The 16884-nt window shown below is 72.4% G+C and carries 16 protein-coding genes; 6 read left to right on the forward strand and 10 right to left on the reverse strand.

The features are described from left to right. The first annotated feature begins 47 nt into the window (after window positions 1-47). The 3 genes from Aut01nite_RS30120 to rocD all read left to right on the forward strand — a co-directional run bounded on the left by Aut01nite_RS30120 (window position 48) and on the right by rocD (window position 2885). Entirely contained in the window at window positions 48-551 is a 504-nt protein-coding gene (locus Aut01nite_RS30120) for a hypothetical protein (protein ID WP_152628665.1), read from the forward strand. Window positions 552-817: 266 nt separating this feature from the next. Next, window positions 818-1615, forward strand: coding sequence for a dimethylargininase (gene ddaH, locus Aut01nite_RS30125; RefSeq protein WP_043524791.1), 798 nt, complete (start codon window positions 818-820; stop codon window positions 1613-1615). 55 nt (window positions 1616-1670) lie between these two features. Continuing rightward, on the forward strand, window positions 1671-2885 hold the full coding sequence (gene rocD, locus Aut01nite_RS30130) for an ornithine--oxo-acid transaminase (protein ID WP_043524681.1): 1215 nt from the start codon (window positions 1671-1673) through the stop codon (window positions 2883-2885). A gap of 66 nt (window positions 2886-2951) precedes the next feature. Here rocD and Aut01nite_RS30135 read toward each other — a convergent pair whose 3' ends face one another. From Aut01nite_RS30135 to Aut01nite_RS30145, 3 genes are all read right to left on the reverse strand, one after another. Further along, entirely contained in the window at window positions 2952-4100 is a 1149-nt protein-coding gene (locus Aut01nite_RS30135) for an FHA domain-containing protein (RefSeq protein WP_043524680.1), read from the reverse strand. Window positions 4101-4252: 152 nt separating this feature from the next. Further along, on the reverse strand, window positions 4253-5290 hold the full coding sequence (locus Aut01nite_RS30140) for a 1-acyl-sn-glycerol-3-phosphate acyltransferase (protein WP_043524679.1): 1038 nt from the start codon (window positions 5288-5290) through the stop codon (window positions 4253-4255). Next, entirely contained in the window at window positions 5290-6144 is an 855-nt protein-coding gene (locus tag Aut01nite_RS30145) for a patatin-like phospholipase family protein (RefSeq protein ID WP_043524677.1), read from the reverse strand. The genes Aut01nite_RS30140 and Aut01nite_RS30145 overlap by 1 nt, the downstream gene beginning before the upstream one ends. Window positions 6145-6220: 76 nt before the next feature. Between Aut01nite_RS30145 and Aut01nite_RS30150 the strand changes: the two genes are divergently transcribed. Then, window positions 6221-6583 carry a MerR family transcriptional regulator gene (locus tag Aut01nite_RS30150; RefSeq protein ID WP_043524676.1) on the forward strand — a complete coding sequence of 121 codons (363 nt, stop codon included), beginning with the start codon at window positions 6221-6223 and terminating at the stop codon, window positions 6581-6583. Continuing rightward, on the forward strand, window positions 6565-6912 hold the full coding sequence (gene trxA / locus Aut01nite_RS30155) for a thioredoxin (protein WP_043524675.1): 348 nt from the start codon (window positions 6565-6567) through the stop codon (window positions 6910-6912). The genes Aut01nite_RS30150 and trxA overlap by 19 nt, the downstream gene beginning before the upstream one ends. Before the next feature lie 59 nt (window positions 6913-6971). Here trxA and Aut01nite_RS30160 read toward each other — a convergent pair whose 3' ends face one another. The 7 genes from Aut01nite_RS30160 to Aut01nite_RS30190 form a co-directional block, all read right to left on the reverse strand. Continuing rightward, the gene (locus Aut01nite_RS30160) at window positions 6972-7187 is read right to left on the reverse strand and encodes a hypothetical protein (protein WP_043524790.1); all 216 of its coding nucleotides are present in this window, start codon (window positions 7185-7187) and stop codon (window positions 6972-6974) included. 43 nt (window positions 7188-7230) lie between these two features. Further along, window positions 7231-10422 carry a cyclic nucleotide-binding protein gene (locus Aut01nite_RS30165; protein ID WP_052163647.1) on the reverse strand — a complete coding sequence of 1064 codons (3192 nt, stop codon included), beginning with the start codon at window positions 10420-10422 and terminating at the stop codon, window positions 7231-7233. 222 nt (window positions 10423-10644) lie between these two features. Continuing rightward, the gene (locus tag Aut01nite_RS30170; RefSeq protein ID WP_043524674.1) at window positions 10645-12150 is read right to left on the reverse strand and encodes a trypsin-like peptidase domain-containing protein; all 1506 of its coding nucleotides are present in this window, start codon (window positions 12148-12150) and stop codon (window positions 10645-10647) included. A gap of 39 nt (window positions 12151-12189) precedes the next feature. Continuing rightward, window positions 12190-13758, reverse strand: a complete 1569-nt coding sequence (locus Aut01nite_RS30175; protein ID WP_043524673.1) for a sensor histidine kinase — start codon at window positions 13756-13758, stop codon at window positions 12190-12192. A 25-nt stretch (window positions 13759-13783) separates the two neighbouring features. Continuing rightward, complete coding sequence (locus Aut01nite_RS30180; protein WP_043524672.1) at window positions 13784-14497, reverse strand: response regulator transcription factor; 714 nt, start codon at window positions 14495-14497, stop codon at window positions 13784-13786. 74 nt (window positions 14498-14571) lie between these two features. Beyond that, complete coding sequence (locus Aut01nite_RS30185; RefSeq protein ID WP_236642671.1) at window positions 14572-15261, reverse strand: lysophospholipid acyltransferase family protein; 690 nt, start codon at window positions 15259-15261, stop codon at window positions 14572-14574. Between the two features lie 77 nt (window positions 15262-15338). Beyond that, a complete protein-coding gene (locus tag Aut01nite_RS30190) occupies window positions 15339-16100 on the reverse strand; it encodes a GNAT family N-acetyltransferase (RefSeq protein ID WP_043524670.1) in 762 nt (253 codons plus the stop codon). 93 nt (window positions 16101-16193) lie between these two features. Here Aut01nite_RS30190 and Aut01nite_RS30195 point away from each other — a divergent pair, with 93 nt between their 5' ends. Then, entirely contained in the window at window positions 16194-16859 is a 666-nt protein-coding gene (locus Aut01nite_RS30195; RefSeq protein WP_043524669.1) for a hotdog family protein, read from the forward strand. Window positions 16860-16884 lie beyond the last annotated feature (25 nt).

Here is a 16884-nt window from a genome sequence, read left to right on the forward strand (position 1 = left end):
CGGTGCGGGTAAGCAATCACGTCAGAACCCGCCAAGGAGGTACTGACGTGAGGATCCCTACGTTCCCTCGCCAGTCCACGGCCGATAACGCGGACACCGAGCGCACGCCGGTGATCCCCCGCCGGGACGACGGCGCATCCACGACCACGACTCTTCCGCCCGTCTCGGAAACGGATCGCGCGAAGTCCATCTCGGAGCCGGTCCCGGTCCCGGCGGCGCCCGCGCCACGGGCGCGGGCCAGCTTCATCGCCACGCTCGGCCTGATCCTCGCGGTCGCCGGCGCGTTGCTGGTGCTCTCCGGACCCCTTCTGGGGTACGGCGTCGGCGTCGCCGCCCTCGCCCTGGTCCTCTCCTTCGCCGGCATCTTCGCCACCCGCAAGCGCCACGTGGCCGGCAAGACCGACGCCGTGATCGGCCTGCTGCTGTCGATCGGCGCCCTGGTCGTCGGCGTGCTGGCGCTGGCCGGGCAGCTCTGGTGGCTGGGCACCGACACCAACTCGGTGAGCGATTTCCGGACTTGGCTGGATGGTCAGTTTGAAACCCGCTTCTGACGGGTAAGTGACAGATACCGGCGCTGGTGGTTCACCGGCGGCCCCTCCCCTCGGAACCGGGACGGCGTCACACCCGTCCCGCCCCGAAACCCTCCGGCGGTTCGCCGGAGACTGCTCAGGCCCTGGCAACGGGTGGCGGTTCGCCCCCGGCGCTAGGGCCTTTGCAATGTTTCGCCACCGGCACCCGCGATCACGCAACGATCAGCCGGATCACGCATGGTTGATCCGGGGTGTCCGTCGGTGCCGGGCGCATACCGTTTCTCTTCATGAGCCTCAAGCGCCGCTACCTGATGTGCCGGCCCACCCATTTCGCCGTCACGTACCGGATCAATCCGTGGATGGACCCGACGGCGCCGTACGACAACGCCCTGGCCGTCAGCCAGTGGGAGAACCTGCGGCAGACGTTCCTCGGACTCGGCCACACCGTCGAGCTGATCGACCCGCTGCCCGGCCTGCCCGACATGGTCTTCGCCGCGAACGGCGCCACCGTGGTCGGCGGCCGGGTGCTGGGCGTGCAGTTCCGGGACGCCGAGCGGGCCGACGAGGCCCCGGCGTACGCGGCCTGGTTCCGCGAGCACGGCTTCGAGGTGCACGAGCCCAAGCACACCAACGAGGGTGAGGGCGACATCCTGCTCGCCGGGGACGTGCTGCTGGCCGGCACCGGGTTCCGGACCGCGCACGCCTCGCACGCCGAGACCCAGGAGGTCCTGCAGCGGCCGGTCGTCACGCTGCAGCTGGTCGACCCGGCGTACTACCACCTGGACACCGCGCTCTGCGTACTGGACGAGCGGAACATCGCGTACCTGCCGCAGGCCTTCTCGCCGGGCTCGCAGGCCGTGCTCCGGCAGCTCTTCCCCGATGCGATCATCGCCACGCCGGAGGACGCGGCCGTGCTGGGCCTCAACGCGGTCAGCGACGGCGAGACCGTGGTGCTCGCCGAGCAGGCCACCCACCTGGCCGGCGCGCTGCGCGCGGCCGGTTACCGGACCGTCGGGGTCGACCTCTCCGAGCTGCGCAAGGCAGGCGGCGGCCCGAAGTGCTGCACGCTTGAGGTCCGCCAATGATGGGGTGCACCGAGAGCAGCGAGGCCCGGGAAAGCATGGCAGGGAGGAACTTCTCGTGACGACTGTGGAATTCCGTACGGGTGAGGCCCTCGCCGACGCGGAACGGTGGACCGCCCACAACTACCACCCGCTGCCGGTGGTCGTCGCCGAGGCCGACGGCGCCTGGGTGACCGACGTCGACGGCCGCCGCTACCTCGACTTCCTCGCCGGGTACTCCGCCCTCAACTTCGGGCACCGGCACCCCGATCTGATCGCCGCCGCGCACGCCCAGCTCGACCGGCTCACCCTGACCAGCCGGGCCTTCGTGCACGACCGGTTCGCCGAGTTCTGCCGCGGGCTCGCCGAGCTGTGCGGCAAGGATCTGGTCCTGCCGATGAACACCGGCGCCGAGGCGGTGGAGACCGCGATCAAGGTGGCCCGCAAGTGGGGCTACCGGGTCAAGGGTGTGGCCGACGAGCGGGCCGAGATCATCGTGGCGTCCGGGAACTTCCACGGGCGTACCACCACGATCGTCAGCTTCTCCACCGACCCGGAGGCCCGGGCCGACTTCGGGCCGTACACCCCCGGCTTCGTCGTGGTGCCGTACGGGGACGTGGCCGCGGTCCGGGACGCGATCACGCCGAACACGGTGGCCGTGCTGATGGAGCCGATCCAGGGCGAGGCCGGTGTGCTGGTGCCGCCGGCCGGGTTCTTCGCCGGCGTCCGTGAGCTGTGCACCGAGCACAACGTGCTGATGATCGCCGACGAGATCCAGTCCGGCCTGGGGCGTACCGGGAAGACCTTCGCCATCGAGCACGACGACGTCGTCCCGGACATGTACGTGCTCGGCAAGGCCCTCGGTGGCGGCATCGTGCCGGTCTCCGCGGTCGCCGCCGACCGGAACGTGCTCGGCGTGCTGCGGCCCGGTGAGCACGGCTCCACCTTCGGCGGCAACCCGCTGGCCTGCGCGGTCGGCGCGGAAGTGGTCAGGCTGCTGGCCGGCGGCGAGTTCCAGGAACGGTCGGCCCGGCTCGGCGCCCGGCTGCACGACGGCCTGAACGCGCTGATCGGCAAGGGCGTGGTGGCGGTCCGCGGGCGCGGCCTGTGGGCCGGCGTGGACATCGACCCGGCGCTGATGACGGGGCGGCAGGCGTGCGAACGTCTCGCCGAGCGCGGCGTGCTCGCCAAGGACACGCACGGCTCCACCATCCGGCTCGCGCCGCCACTGGTGGTCACCGAGGAGGACATCGATCTCGCGCTGACGCACCTGGCGGCCGTCGTCCAGGGATGACCGGGAGACCAGCGCCGCCGCCGTGGACCCTCGCCGGGTCGGCGGCGGCGCCTCTCGTTCTCCCGGTTACCGGCCCACCGGCCGGAACGCCATGGTCGGGGCCTCGCCCATCACCGACTCCGGCTGCACCACACCGCCGCTCGCCCACAGCTTGGAGCGGCCCACGTACACCCCGGCGTAGAGCTCGACGACGTCGTCCGGGCCCAGCAGCAGGCTCTGCTCCCGGCGCAGCGGGATCCGGGCGTCGTCGTCCATCGAGCCGCCGGGGCGGACCCCGGAGCCGTTCATGCTGATGTCGGTCACGGTGATCTCGCCGCCGCGCAGCGACAGCTGGACGTGCCCGCGGCTGATCCACTTGCGGGCCTCGTCGGTGAGCCACTGGCCCAGCATGACGCCGGAACCGCCCTCCGGCGCCCGGCCGATCACCACCGCCTGGTCCTCGGACACCGCGAACCGCTGACGGATCACGCCGTCGATGCGGACCGAGAAGACCTCGGTGGCCGGGCGGGCCCCGGCGTCCCGGAGCCGATCGCCGTGCCGGGGGCAGGTCGGCACGCCCGCCCGCAACGCCGGCGGCGGCTGCGACACCGGGCTGGTGTAGACGCGCATGTCGGCGAACGGGCTGTCCGAGTCGCCACCGCTGCCGTAGGCGTTGCAGTTCGGCGCGGGGCAGCTCCACACCCGGGCGAGCAGCCGCTCACCCAGCGGCGACCGCGGCGCCGGCGGGGTCACCTCGCCCCGGCCGACCCGGGCCACCAGCGTCGGCCCGGCCTGGCTGGACACCAGGGCGAGCAGCCGGCCCGGCTCGGTCACCCAGGGACGGCTGGCCCGGAAACGGTCCTCCCGGTCCCGGGTGAGCACCGGCAGGCCGAGCATCTCGGCCACCTCCAGGGCCCGGTCGTCGAGCTGCGGGACGACCTCGACCTTGCCGTCGTCGGCCCAACGGCGCACCACCATGCGCTCGTTGGAGGTCAGGTCGGTGTCGGAGAGCAGGGCCCGGGGCGTGATCGCGTAGACCGGCACGTTCTCCTCGGACATGTGCCTGCCGAGCGCGTCGACCAGGAGGCCCAGACGGACCAGGCTGGCCGGGCGGCCCCCGTCGAGGTCGGCGTAACGGACGACCTCCGACAGATCCACCACGGCCCGGGCGAGTGCCGGATCAGTGGTGAGCCGGGTCTCGATGGCGTCGAGGACCTTGCTGACCTCGAATCTCACGAGTCCTCCCCCTGTGCGTACGCGAACTGACGCTCTGACCCATCATGCCCGCCCCTTGATCCCGCGGAAAAATCGGGCCGGACCCGAACCCTGATCATGTGCGGATTCCGGGCGGGTACGACGGCCGGACTCCACACCCGGGAACGCACCGATCACCGGCGCAGACGGGGCGACCACAGCGGGCGGGGCGCGGGCTGGTTCTCCTCGACCCACGCGTCGATGCGGGCCCACCACTCGTAGAGCCAGGCCACCCGTTCCTCCTCGCCGGCGGGCACCTCTTCCGGCGGCACGCTCCAGAACCGCATCACCAGCCGCTTGTCCATCGGCAGCTCACGCCACACGTCGGCGACGCTCAGCATCCGGTCCAGCCCGGTGTGCGCCACGAAGATCACCCCGGCGTCGGGGGCGGCCTCGATCGCGGCGAGCAGTCCGCCCGGCTTCGGCGGCAGCAGATGACGCAGGTTCTCCGCCTTGACCGCCATGTCGTGCAGGCCGCGGGCCCGCAACCGGGCGATCGCGTTGACCTTGCGGCGCGGGGTGAAGTTGCCGCCCTCCGGGAAGATCACGAAGGCGTCGTTGTCGTCCAGGCCGGTGGCCAGGTCGCCGATCTGCTCCTCGAGCGTCGCCGTCCCGGTGCGCCCGGGCGAGATGAAGCGGTTGGGCAGGCGGTTGAGCAGCACGTCCACCGCCGGATCCCACTGCAGGGCCGCTTTCAGCACGATCCGCGGCTCCCGCGCGAACCAGTTGACCAGCGCGTGGATCAGGGTGAACGAGTCGCCCGGCCCGGCATGCCGGCTCACCACGATCTCCGGCCGGCCCGGCTGGGCGGTGTCCGGGTCGGTGCCCACCACGTCGATCTCCAGGTGCAGCGACCACCGCGCGAACCAGAAGAGCAGGCCGAGGAACCGCCCGGTGAGCACGTAGTGCGCCCGCTGGAAGACCGGGCCACGGATCCGCCAGCCGCAGCCCGAGGCCAGCCAGAGCACACCGAGGGCGATCAGCGCCGCCGCGTCCCACACCAGGTAGACGATCAGCAGGAAGACCAGGCGTGGCACCCGCAGCCGGCCCGGGACCAGCGGGGAGAAGGCGAGCCCGAGCAGCAGCCAGAACGGCAGGGTGGTGAGCAGGGTGACGGCGAGCACCACGACGGCCGGCGCGATCACCACCCGGCGGACCCAGACCGGCGGCATCAGTGCCCGCCCGGCTCCGGCAGCGGGTGCACGTTGGCCGTCAGGTAACGCCGGGAGGCGGTGTAGGCCCGGCTGATCCGGCGGCCCACGGCGGCCATGTCCCGGTACGCCCACGGCGAGTCGTCACGGCGCTCGCCACCGCCGCTGGGAAGGACATGCACCCGTACATCGTCCGGCAGGGACGCAAGCTCCCGGGCGAACCGGTGCCGACGGGCGATCTCGAAAGCCACCTGAGCCACCTCCCACGGCCGTTTCGGCACGCTGAGCTGACGCTCCACCCGGCCCACCTGAAGCACGAAGATCATCTTCGCGCCGAGCCGGACCGCTTCGCCGATCGGGATCGAATTGACGATGCCACCGTCCACATAGTGCTCACCGGCGATCTCCATCGGCGGCAGCAGGCCCGGCACCGCCGACGACGCCAGCACCGCGTCGACGAGCGGCCCACTGTCGAACCAGTGCTCGGCGGCCCGCTCGATGCTCGCCGCGCAGCAGTGGAACGGCACCTTGAGCCCGGCGAACGTGGCCGCCTCCCCCAGCTCGCTCTCCAGCAGCCGGCGCAGCGGGCGCGGCGAGTGCAGATGGGTGCGGGCCGCGAACCGGCGCATCTGGCGGCCGATCGAATCGCCGTACACCGCCGCCGCCTCCGGCGAGGTCCAGAGCCGGAGCAGCCGGTCGGTGACCGCCTCGCACGGGTCGGAGGCGACAAGCGCGCCGTTGACCGCGCCGATCGACGTGCCGACCACGACGTCCGGGCGGAACCCGGCCCGGAACAGCGCCCGCAGCATGCCCACCTCAACCGCGCCGAGGACTCCCCCGCCACCGAGCACGAACGCCACCGGACCCTCGATCATGCACCCATCCTCGCATGCAGTCCCGCTGCTCACGGCCTTGCCTTGACGCCGACGTCAGGGCCTAACGTCTCTTCCCATGCTGATCGGAGAGCTGGCAGAGCGGGCCGGCACCAGCCCCCGGACGCTGCGCTATTACGAGGAGCACGGGCTGATCCACCCGAGCCGGGACGCCAACGGCTACCGGCAGTACGACGACGGTGAGCTGCGGGTGGTGCACGAGATCCGCACCCTGCTCGCCGACGGCTTCGGGGTGGACGACATCAAGCCCTTCGTCGCCTGCCTGCGGGCCGGCAACAGCGCCGGCCACGTGTGCCCGGACTCGGCCATGGTGCTACGCCGGCGCCTGGCCGAAGTGGACGGATACCTCGCCCGGCTGACCGAGGTCCAGCAGCGGTTGCGGGACCAGTTGAAGGAGATCAAATGCCAGATGACGCCCTGATCACCGTCACCGACGCCACCTTCGCCGAGACCGTGCTGGCCTCGGACGTGCCGGTGCTCGTCGACTTCTGGGCGCAGTGGTGCCCGCCGTGCAGGCCGCTGGCCGGCGTCCTGGCCGAACTGGCCGGAGAGTTCCACGGGCGGCTGCTGGTCGCCTCGCTGGACGTGGACGCGAACCCGTCGACGACCATCACCTACCGGGTGCACTCGATGCCCACGCTGCTGTTCTTCCGCGACGGCACGGTCACCTCGACGATCGTCGGCGCCCGGCCGAAGTCGATGCTCCGCCAGGCGATGACGAACGCCCTGACGCCGTACGCCAACGTCTGAAGCCCTTCCCGTGCGGATCTCGGCCGCGTAGCGCGCCCGAATACACACGCCGGACTTCGCTAGTCGAGTTCCGGCATCGCGACCGGCTGGGGCCGGGGATGGCAGGCGCCGCACTGCGCCGCGTCCTCGACCACCAGCGCCTCGGCCCGGTCGCGCCGCTCCGACCGGATCACCTCCAGCAGGTACGGCCCGAACCGCGCATGCTCGGCGCACACCCCACGGCCACAGAACCGGCACGTCGCACGTGCCCCTTCGGCACAGAACCAGCACAGCATGGGCGGCCTCTCCTCACTCGTCTCCGGTGGGGCCGCCCGGCCGTCAACTGCCGGACGGCACCGCCGGCGTCTCCGTCTCCCCTTCGGTGGGATCCGGGGTCGGCGGGTCCGTGGTCGGCTTCGTCGTGGGCGGGTCCGTGGTCGGCTTCGTCGGCGGCGGGTCCGTGGTCGGCTTCGTCGTCGGCGGCGGGTCCGTGGTCGGGTTCGTCGTCGGCGTGGTGGCCGGCGGCTTCGTCGTCGGCGCCTTCGTGGTCGGCCGCGTCGTCGCCTGGCCCGTCGGGTCCGGGGTCGGTTCGTCGGTCACGTCGATCGCCTGATCGTCGCTGTCCTCCTCCGGCGCGGTCGTGCTCACCGACGGCTCCGGCGTGGTCGTGACCGCGGACTCCTCCGGCACCGCCTCCTCGGTCGGGTCCTCGGTCGGCTCGACCTCGGTCGGCGGCGCGATCGCCACACCGTCACCGCAGTTCAGCGGCTCCTTGTTCGCCGGGTTACCGGCGCCGCCGACGTGCACCGAACCGGACGAGACCGTGACCTTGCCGGGATCGACCGCGTACCAGGCCCGGCCGGCGCTGACGACGTCGCCGCTAGCCCGCTGCACGGTCAGAGACAACGGCCGGTACGCCCCGCTCGGGCTGCTCGTGTCGGCCAGCACCCGCCCGTTCTCCAGGGTCAGCCGTCCGGACGGAGTGGACTGTCGCCCGTTCTCGACCCCGACGGCACCGATCCGGGTACGCGACCCGCCGCACAGGACCACTGCCGCGCCACCCGGGAAGGTCAGCAGGGCCACCCCGCGGCCGGGGACCTCGATCTCGGCGCCCGCGGCCAGATAACGCTTGTCGCCGGGCGTCAGCGACGTCGACTCCCGGTCCGCGACCGCGGTGGCGCCGCCCCGCTGCACGCTGAGCAGGACCCGTTCGGTGGGCATCTCCGCCCACGCGGGGCCGGACCGCAGGTTCACGAGCATGCTGCCGAGGGCGAACACCAGCATGAGGCTGACGAACCCCCACATCCGGCGCTCGAAGTGACGGTCCACGTCGTACTGCTCGTCGGTGTCCGGCGGTCCCGGCGGCACAGCCAGCGGCGGATGTGCGGAACCGGGACGGGCCACCGCCGGGGTGCTCGGGCGCAGCGCGGGCATCGGGACGCCGGGGCCGTACGAGCCGATCAGCGGGGGCAGGTGGGAGGCGTCCGGGATGACCCAGAGCCGCACCGGGGTGCGTGCCTGCGCCACCATGCCGGGGCTGCCGTCACCGACCGGGCCGACCAGGGTGCCGCGGCGCAGCTCCACACCGTCGGGCATGGCGATCACCCCGGACTCGACCACCACCGCATGGGTCGGGCCGGGCAGGATGACCGGGGCGCCCGGGTCCAGATCGGCCGGGTGCGCCGCGTTGATCAGCGCGAGCCGCTGGTCCTCCTCCAGCGCGGCGAGCGCCGGGGTGTCGGCGAAGAGGGCCTCCGCCTCGGCACGTTCGTGCGGCGGCGGGCCGGGCATCGGCCCGATCACGGCGGCGGCCGTGGCGGCCGGCATGGACAGCATGGTGACGCCCGCGGTGTGCCAGTCGAGCCGGGCCGGCCGGCCGGTCAGCGCGGTGGCCAGGCCGACCACACCGCCGGGACCGACGTGGTGCCGGATGGTGCCGCCCGGGTCGCCGGGACGGCGGCCGTGCAGGGCGCCCTCGACCACCACGTACACCGCGCTCTGCTCGGCGCCGGCCAGCACCAGCTGACGGCCGGTCGGCGGGCGCATCCAGCGGGCCCGGGCGGCCAGCGCCTGCAGCGACGTGTCGGGCAGACCGCCGAGCTCGGAGGCGCGCAGGGCGGCCACCCGGCGCGGCAGGTCCGCCTCGCGGTCGCGTTCGGCGAGCCGCTGCCGCAGCCGGCGACCGGCGCGGACCAGGCGGCCGAGCAGGAAGTAGACCGGCGGCGAGACGACGCCCAGGATGATCACGAGCAGCAGCAGACGGCCGGTGAGACCCTCGTGCCAGAGGCCGACGGCCAGGCCGCGGATCCGGTCGGTCCACAGGCGGTACGCGAGGCCGGCGGCGCCGGCCAGCCAGAGCAGGGCGAGCACACCGTAGAGCGCGACGAGGCGGCCCTCCTGGTCCAGCCGCTTCCAGCGGGGGCCGCGGCGGCGCAGGCGCCCGCCCATCCAGGACAGACTCCGGGCGCGGACGTCCGGAATCTCCAGCCAGTCCATCAGCAGGTACTTGCCGTCGAGCGGCAACAGCGGGCTGAGGTTGAAGAACGTGTGCAGGTAGAACAGGAAGGCCAGCTTGAACGTGACATCGGCGATCGCGGGCACCGCGAACCCGGCCAGCTGGAACACACCGGCCAGGCCCAGCGCGGCGGCCGGCCCGGCCGCGGTGACCGCGATCCGAGCCCGTCGCCCGGCCATCCACACGTCGCTGGTGTCGACGAAGACCGACGGGATGCCGAAGTGCAGCATCATCCCGGCCGCCGGGACCTCCCGGCCGACCCGTTTCGCGGCGAGCGCGTGACCGAACTCGTGCGCCGCCAGCACGAACACGTTCAGTAACACCAGAACGAGCGCCCCGAACAGGTACGAGTCACCCACCAGGAAGAGGGAACGGCTGCCGCGCTGCCAGGTGCCCGCGAAGAGCAGCAGCCCGGCCACCGCCACCAGACCGCCGAGCCACACCGCGGGCCGGGTGAAGAGCAGCTTGCCGACCGTCCGGTAGAGCGCGCTGACCACGCCGTCCACCGGGACCGACAGGACCACCCGGGCGCGCGCCGCGGCGGCCAGCGAGTCGGCGGCCCGGCGGGGCAGCGGCTCGCGGCGCATCTCGCGCAGCGGGCGGAAGGCGTCCATCGGCAGCTCTTCGAGCATCCGGTTGGCGGCCAGGTCGGCGACGACCCGGCGGACCTGGTCGGGCGCGAGCCGGCCGGCGATCCGGGCGAACTCGGCGACCAGCCGGGCCACCGTGCTGTCGCCGTCCATCATCAGGGCGAGCTGGTACTCCTCGGGGGTAAGCCGAAGGTACGAGCTGCGGCCGCCGTCCTCGGGCGAGCGCAGCATCACGTAACGGCCGCCACGCACCGCGGTCCGGTGCCGGACCTCGATGCCGGGGCGCAGGACCGGGCGGGCGCCGGCCGGATTGAGCCGGTCCGCGACGGTGTGCCAGAGCCCGGTGTCGGCCGGCCCCGACGGGACCCCGGGAGCCCTGCCCGCCAGGGCTTCCCAGACGTTGGTCCGGGTCTCGACGTACGTCACCTAAGGGGGCCTTTCGCTCCGCCGTACCGCTGCCGTCTTCGCCTGTGCGGTCCTCTCGTGGCGAATGGAGATTAGGCAATCACCTGCTCGAACGCGAGTCCCCCGTGAGGAAAACTTCCTGTTGGCGGGAAACGTCCGCAAAAACTCGGCATAGACGGGAATACGGCGGGTGATGTGCCCACCCCCTGGGCACATCACCCGCCGTAGCGGAAGGTCGATCGGTTACTGGGCCTCCTGCAGCGTGACGGTCACCGTCTGCTTGCTGCCGTTCCGGGTGAAGGTGAGCGTCATCTGCTTGCCGACGGCGCTGCCCTGGACCGCCGCGATCAGGTCGTCGGCGTTCTCGATGGGCTTGCCGTCCGCCTCGGTGACCACGTCGCCGCGCTGGAGCCCGGCCTTGGCGGCCGCGCTGTTCTCGGTCACCGCGCTGATCCCCGCGCCGCCACCCTCGGCAGCCGCGACGCTCACCCCGAGCGCCGGGTGGCTGACCTTCTTACCCTGCATCAGGGCGTCGGCGACCTGCTTGGCCTTGTTGCTCGGGATGGCGAAACCGAGGCCGATGTTGCCGGTGCCCGACCCGGAGGTGGCGATCGCCGAGTTGATGCCGATCACCTCGCCGTTGGTGTTGACCAGGGCGCCACCGGAGTTGCCCGGGTTGATCGGGGCGTCGGTCTGCAGCAGGCCGGTCATCGTGGTGGGGGCCTGCTGTTGTGGCTGGCCGAACGGGTTCTGCTGCTCCTGCTCGCTGCCGGACTTGATGGCCCGGTCCTTGGCGCTGATGATGCCGGCGGTGACCGATCCCTCCAGGCCGAGCGGGCTGCCCAGCGCCAGCACGGTGTCGCCGACCTGGCTCTGCGCGCTGTCACCGAACGTGGCGGGCTTGAGGTCGGAGACGCCCGTCGTCTTGATCACGGCGAGGTCGGTCCGCTCGTCGGTGCCGACGATGGTGGCGTTGGCCTTGGTGCCGTCGGCGAAGATCACCGTCACGGTGTCGCCCTGTGCGGTCGAGATCACGTGATTGTTGGTCACGATGTAACCGTCGGCGGTGAGCACCACACCGGAGCCCTCGCCCGACCCGGTGGTGATCGAGACGACGCTGTCCTGCACGGCGGCGGCGATCTGCGCCAGCGACGAGCGGTCCACCACCCGGGTCACCTCGGTGTTGCCGCTCTGCAGGGTGGACGGCGCGCTGTCCGGGCTCAGGGCCAACGCGGTGGCGGCGCCGACCCCGCCCGAGGCGAGCGCGATCAGCACGGCCGCCGCTCCGGCCAGGAAGATCTTCCGGCCGCGGCCGGGGCGGCGCTGGTCGCCGCCGGGCTGCGGCGGGCCCCAGCCGGGCGGAACGCTGCCGCCGCCGGCGGCCTGCGCCGCGGCGGCGGCGTGCCAGGCCTCGTAGGCCGACGAGGGCTGCTGGCCCGGCGCGTAGCCCTGGGGGGACTGGTACGCGTAGTGCGGGTGACCGTAGGGAACTCCGCTGACCGGTTGGCCGGTGACCGGCTGGGCGGAGACGGGCTGCGCGGCAGCGGGCTGCTGCCAGGGCGACTGCTGCCCGGGCGGCTGCTGCACCCATGCGCTCTGCTGCTGCTGAGGCGCCGCGGACTGGGGAGCACCCGACTGCGGGGCAACCGGCGGCTGCGCAAGCGTCGGCTGCTCAGACTCCACCCGCTCCGTGCTGCTGTGGTCAGCAACGGCGTCCGCGGGCCGCGGGCTGGTCTCGTTCTCTTTCATGCTGCCTACTCTGCCCTGTCGTACTCGTACCGAACTGTGTTAGCCCTGGACGTTTTCTGTGAAGCTTTTATCCACTTTTATGGTAGGCAGCGTCACGCGGAAGGTAGCGCCCCGGCCCGTTTCCGACAGCACGTCCACGGTTCCCTGGTGGGCGCGCACGATCGCCGCCACGATGGCCAGTCCGAGACCGGTCCCGGTGGCCGCGCGATCGGTCTTGCGGGTCCGCGCCTCATCCACCCGATAGAAACGCTCGAACACCCGCTCCACCTGCTCCGGGCTCAGCCCCGGGCCGGTGTCCGACACCTCCACCACCGCGTGGTCGCCGTCGCCGGCGTACAGCCGCAGCGTCACGGAGGCGCCCGGCGGCGTGTGCACCAGCGCATTGGTCATCAGGTTGCCGATCACCTGGCGCAGGCGGGCGTCGTCCCCGTTCGCCACCAGCCGCTCCGGGGAGTCCCGGACCTCCAGCTCGATCTCCCGGTCCGGCGCGGTCGCCTGCGCGGCCTCGACGGCGTCCATGGCCAGCACCGGCAGCTCCACCGGCGCGAGGGTCAGCGGCCGCTCCCGGTCCAGCCGGGCGAGCAACAGCAGGTCCTCGACCAGCAGGCCCATCCGGGCGGCCTCGTCCTCGATCCGTTTGACCAGGCTCGCGACCTGCTCCGGTTCGGAGACGGCGCCCTGCCGGTAGAGCTCGGCGAACCCGCGGATGGTGGTCAGCGGCGTGCGCAACTCGTGTGAGGCGTCCGCGACGAACTGGCGCATCTTCGCCTCCGACTCCAGCGCGCGTGCCTCGGAGCGGTGAGCGGCGTCGGCGTTGTCCCGGGCGATCTGCTCGGCGGCCCGCGCGGCCTGCTCGGACAGCGCCCGGGCGATGAACGCCGACTCGATCTGGGCCAGCATCGTGTTCAGCGCGTTGGAGAGCCGGCCCAGCTCGGTGGTCGCCTCGCCGCCGTCCTCCTCCGGGTCCGGCACCCGCTGGCTCAGGTCACCGGCCGCGATCCGGGCCGCGGTGCGCTCGATCTGCATCAACGGGATCAGGCTCTGCCGCACCAGCGCGGCGCCGACCGTGGCGAGCGCCATCAGCACACCGACGCCGACCAGGAAGTCCACCCAGATCAGCCGGCCGATGGCGGCGTCCACACCCGTCATCATCTGAGCGACATGCAGCACCTCGCCGTGTTTCAGCCGGGTGATGGTGACCCGCCAGATGTAGTGCCCGTCCTGTGACCGGACCGTGCTGGGCGCGTCGTCGTGCGCCTCGACCTGCTCGATGCCGGTGAAGAGCGGCGGCACCTCGGCCTCGTCCAGCTCCGTACGGTCGTAGGAGCCGGGTTCCCCGACACCGCTGACCGAGGTCACCCGGACGAAGTAGTCGGGCGGCACGAAGACGGGAACGGTCTCGTACTTGTTCAGCTCGCGGGCCAGGCCCGAGGCGTACGACTCGAGCTGCCGGTCCATCCGCTCGATCATGAACTCGTGCAGGGCGTACGTGCTGGTCGCGCTGATCAGGGCGAGAGCCGCGAAGACCAGGGTCAACACTGAGGCGACCAACTTGGTCCGCAGGGAGATCTTGCGCAGGCTGGGCTGCCGCGGAAGCGAGGAGCGCATCCGCTCGGCGAGACTCACGGCCGGCCTAGACGGCCGGCTTGCGCAGCACGTAACCCACGCCGCGCAGGGTGTGGATCAGCCGGGGCTGCACGTTGTCCACCTTGCGGCGCAGGTACGAGATGTACGACTCGACGATGTTGTCGTCGCCGCGGAAGTCGTATTTCCACACGTGGTCGAGGATCTGCGCCTTGGACAGCACCCGGTTGGCGTTGAGCATCAGGTAACGCAGCAGCTTGAACTCGGTCGGCGAGAGCTGCACCCGGGAACCCGCCCGGTAGACCTCATGGGTCTCCTCGTCCAGCTCGAGGTCGGCGAAGACCAGCCGGGACGGCTGCTCGTCGCCGGCGTTGGTGCGGCGCAGCACCGCCCGGATCCGGGCGGTGAGCTCCTCGAGACTGAACGGCTTGGTCACATAGTCGTCGCCGCCCAGGGTGAGGCCGCGGATCTTGTCGTCGGTGCCGTCCCGCGCGGTCAGGAAGACCACCGGGGTCCGCTGCCCGCCCTCCCGCATCAGCCGGATCACCTCGAAGCCGTCGAGGTCGGGCAGCATCACGTCGAGGACGACCAGATCGGGGGTGGCGTTGCGGGCGGCGCTGACGGCGGCGCTGCCGCTCATCGCGGTGGTCACCTCGAACCCGGCGAATCGCAGGCTGGCGGAGAGCAGCTCCAGGATGTTCGCGTCGTCCTCGACGACGAGCAGCTTGGCCTCGCTCTGCTTGGGCTGGGTCTGGGTAGCCATGGGGGCCATTCTTCTCTCCACCGCTGCACCATGGCTGCACGCCGGCTGAAAAATTTCTGTGAGCCGCCCGGTGATCACGCGGCCAGGTGATAACCCCCGCACCCGAGGCTGGACTGTGCCGCCCGGGCCAGCACCCGCCGGTCAGCACCGGTATCGGGCCGCAGCGCGGGGGCCGCCACCAGGGTCAGCGTCAGCCCACGGATCCGGGCCACCCGGACCACCGAGGCCCCGAGGGTGTCCTCGCCCACGAAACAGGCCTCGGTCGAGTCGTAGGACACCGAGACCGGGACCACCGGGGCGCCCGCGTCGATCGCCGCCTGGAACAGGGCGGGACGGAACCGGCCGGATTCGGGGCCGCAGAAGGTCGTACCCTCCGGAAAGACCGCGACCGAACGCCCGGCCCGCAGCGCCGCGGCGACCTCGCGCACCGTCCCCGGCAGCGTGCTGGGCCTGGTCCGGTCGATGAAGATGGTGCCGGCCCGCCGCGCCGCGCCACCGAGGGCGGGCCAGGCCCGGACGTCGTGCTTGGCCACCAGCCGCACCGGCGTGACGGCGGCCAGCGCGACCACGTCCAGCCAGGAGACGTGGTTGGCGACCAGCAGGCTGCCGGGACGCGGCGCGGGACCGCGCCACACCACCTTCACCCCCAGGACCGCGATGATCGCCCGGGCCATCACCCGCAGCGCGCCGCTGTGCAGCACCGCCGCCAGAAGACCGAGGAGGAGCACACCGGCCAGCGCCGTCATCCGCGTCAGGGACGTCATCGTCGCGGTCCGCCGGGATCCGCCCGCCCGGCATCGGTCCCCGCACGCCGAGGCGGGCTGCCAGAACGTGGCCGCCCTCATCGCGACGCGCCCAGGAAGTGCCGGCGGTACCGCGGGTCCAGCCGGTCCATCGAGAACAACACATAGAAGTCGGCACAGTCGAAGTCGGCGTCGTACGCCGGCTCCCCGCACACCCAGCTGCCCAGGCGCAGGTAGCCGCGCAGCAGCGGCGGCACCGCCGCCTTCGGGTCGGCCGGCACACCCGCCGCGGGCGTCCACGGGGTGCGCGGCCGCACCCGCAGCGCGGGCGGGGACAGGTGTTTCGCGGTGATCCGGGCGCGTACCCCGGCCGCGGTCGCGCCGCCGTCGGCGAGCGGCACCGACGCGCAGCCGCCGAGCCAGCGCAGGTTGTTGAGGTGCAGGTACCGGGCGATGCCGGCCCACATCAGGTTGACCACGGCGCCGGAGCGGTGGTCCGGGTGCACGCAGGAACGGCCGATCTCGACCAGGTGGTCGCGCAGCGGCCGCAGCGCGCTCAGGTCGAACTCGCTGTCGGCGTACCGGCGGCCGGCCAGTTCGGCCGCCCGCGGCGGCAGCATTCGGTAGGTACCGACCACCTCGCCGGACGCGTCGTCGCGGACGATCAGGTGGTCGCAGTGGGCGTCGAACTCGTCGGTGTCGACGCCCTCGGCGGAGCCGTTCAGCCGGGCGCCGAGCTCCCCGGCGAAGACGTCGTGGCGCAGGCGCTGCGCGGCCTCGACGAGACCGGGGTCGTCGGCGAGGAGAAGGGTATAGCCGCTGGTACCGGTAGGTGCGGCGGCGGTCATCAGAACTGCCATGTGATCTGTTTAAGGCTGATGTCTGCCGATGGCGTGTCCCTTCAGGTGGCTATGTGTGACCGATTGATGAACGGCGTGTGCGAAGGTCTGGGGATGCTCATCCCGGCTCGATTCAACGGCCCGCCCGGCTCCGGAAACGGTGGCTGGTGCGCGGGCGTCTTCGCCACCGCCGCGGGCGCCGTGATCGGCGGCCCGGCCCATCAGGTCACGCTGCGGCTGCCGCCGCCGCTGGACACCCCGCTGGCGTTGCGGGACGGCTCGATCCTGGCCGGCGACGCCTTGGTGGCCGAGGTGACGGCCGGCGCGGACGCGGGCGACGGGGCGCCGCCGGTCCCGTTCGCCGAGGCGTCGGCCGCCTCGCGGAACTATCCCGGTCTCACCGCCCACCCGTTCCCGGGCTGCTTCGTCTGCGGGCCGGACCGGGCCCCCGGCGACGGGCTGCGGATCTTCCCCGGGCCGCTGGCCGGGGACCGGACCGCGGCCCCGTGGACGGTTCCGGACGACGTCCGCGCCGAGACGATGTGGGCCGCGCTGGACTGCCCCGGCGGCTGGGCCGCGATCGGCCCGGCCGGGCGCGCGTTCGTGCTCGGCCGGATCGCCGCCCGGATCGGCGAACTGCCCGCGCCGGGCGCGGAATGCGTGGTCACCGGGTCGCTGTCGGCGGTCAGCGGACGGAAGGCGACAGTCGATTCCGCGGTGTACGGGCCGGACGGCCGCCGCCTCGCCTCGGCACGGGCCACCTGGCTGGCAGTGATCTAGTACGTTGAGCGCTTCGTCACCCACG

The organism is Actinoplanes utahensis, assembly GCF_016862455.1.
GTDB lineage: Bacteria > Actinomycetota > Actinomycetes > Mycobacteriales > Micromonosporaceae > Actinoplanes > Actinoplanes utahensis.

Coding starts and splice junctions, on each gene's coding strand:
- ddaH (WP_043524791.1), top strand. CDS start 818: ATGAGCCTCAAGCGCCGCTACCTGATGTGCCGGCCCACCCATTTCGCC.
- Aut01nite_RS30140 (WP_043524679.1), bottom strand. CDS start 5,290: ATGCCGCCGGTCTGGGTCCGCCGGGTGGTGATCGCGCCGGCCGTCGTG.
- Aut01nite_RS30145 (WP_043524677.1), bottom strand. CDS start 6,144: ATGATCGAGGGTCCGGTGGCGTTCGTGCTCGGTGGCGGGGGAGTCCTC.
- Aut01nite_RS30150 (WP_043524676.1), top strand. CDS start 6,221: ATGCTGATCGGAGAGCTGGCAGAGCGGGCCGGCACCAGCCCCCGGACG.
- trxA (WP_043524675.1), top strand. CDS start 6,565: ATGCCAGATGACGCCCTGATCACCGTCACCGACGCCACCTTCGCCGAG.
- Aut01nite_RS30160 (WP_043524790.1), bottom strand. CDS start 7,187: ATGCTGTGCTGGTTCTGTGCCGAAGGGGCACGTGCGACGTGCCGGTTC.
- Aut01nite_RS30170 (WP_043524674.1), bottom strand. CDS start 12,150: ATGAAAGAGAACGAGACCAGCCCGCGGCCCGCGGACGCCGTTGCTGAC.
- Aut01nite_RS30175 (WP_043524673.1), bottom strand. CDS start 13,758: ATGCGCTCCTCGCTTCCGCGGCAGCCCAGCCTGCGCAAGATCTCCCTG.
- Aut01nite_RS30180 (WP_043524672.1), bottom strand. CDS start 14,497: ATGGCTACCCAGACCCAGCCCAAGCAGAGCGAGGCCAAGCTGCTCGTC.
- Aut01nite_RS30185 (WP_236642671.1), bottom strand. CDS start 15,261: ATGACGTCCCTGACGCGGATGACGGCGCTGGCCGGTGTGCTCCTCCTC.
- Aut01nite_RS30190 (WP_043524670.1), bottom strand. CDS start 16,100: ATGGCAGTTCTGATGACCGCCGCCGCACCTACCGGTACCAGCGGCTAT.
- Aut01nite_RS30195 (WP_043524669.1), top strand. CDS start 16,194: ATGCTCATCCCGGCTCGATTCAACGGCCCGCCCGGCTCCGGAAACGGT.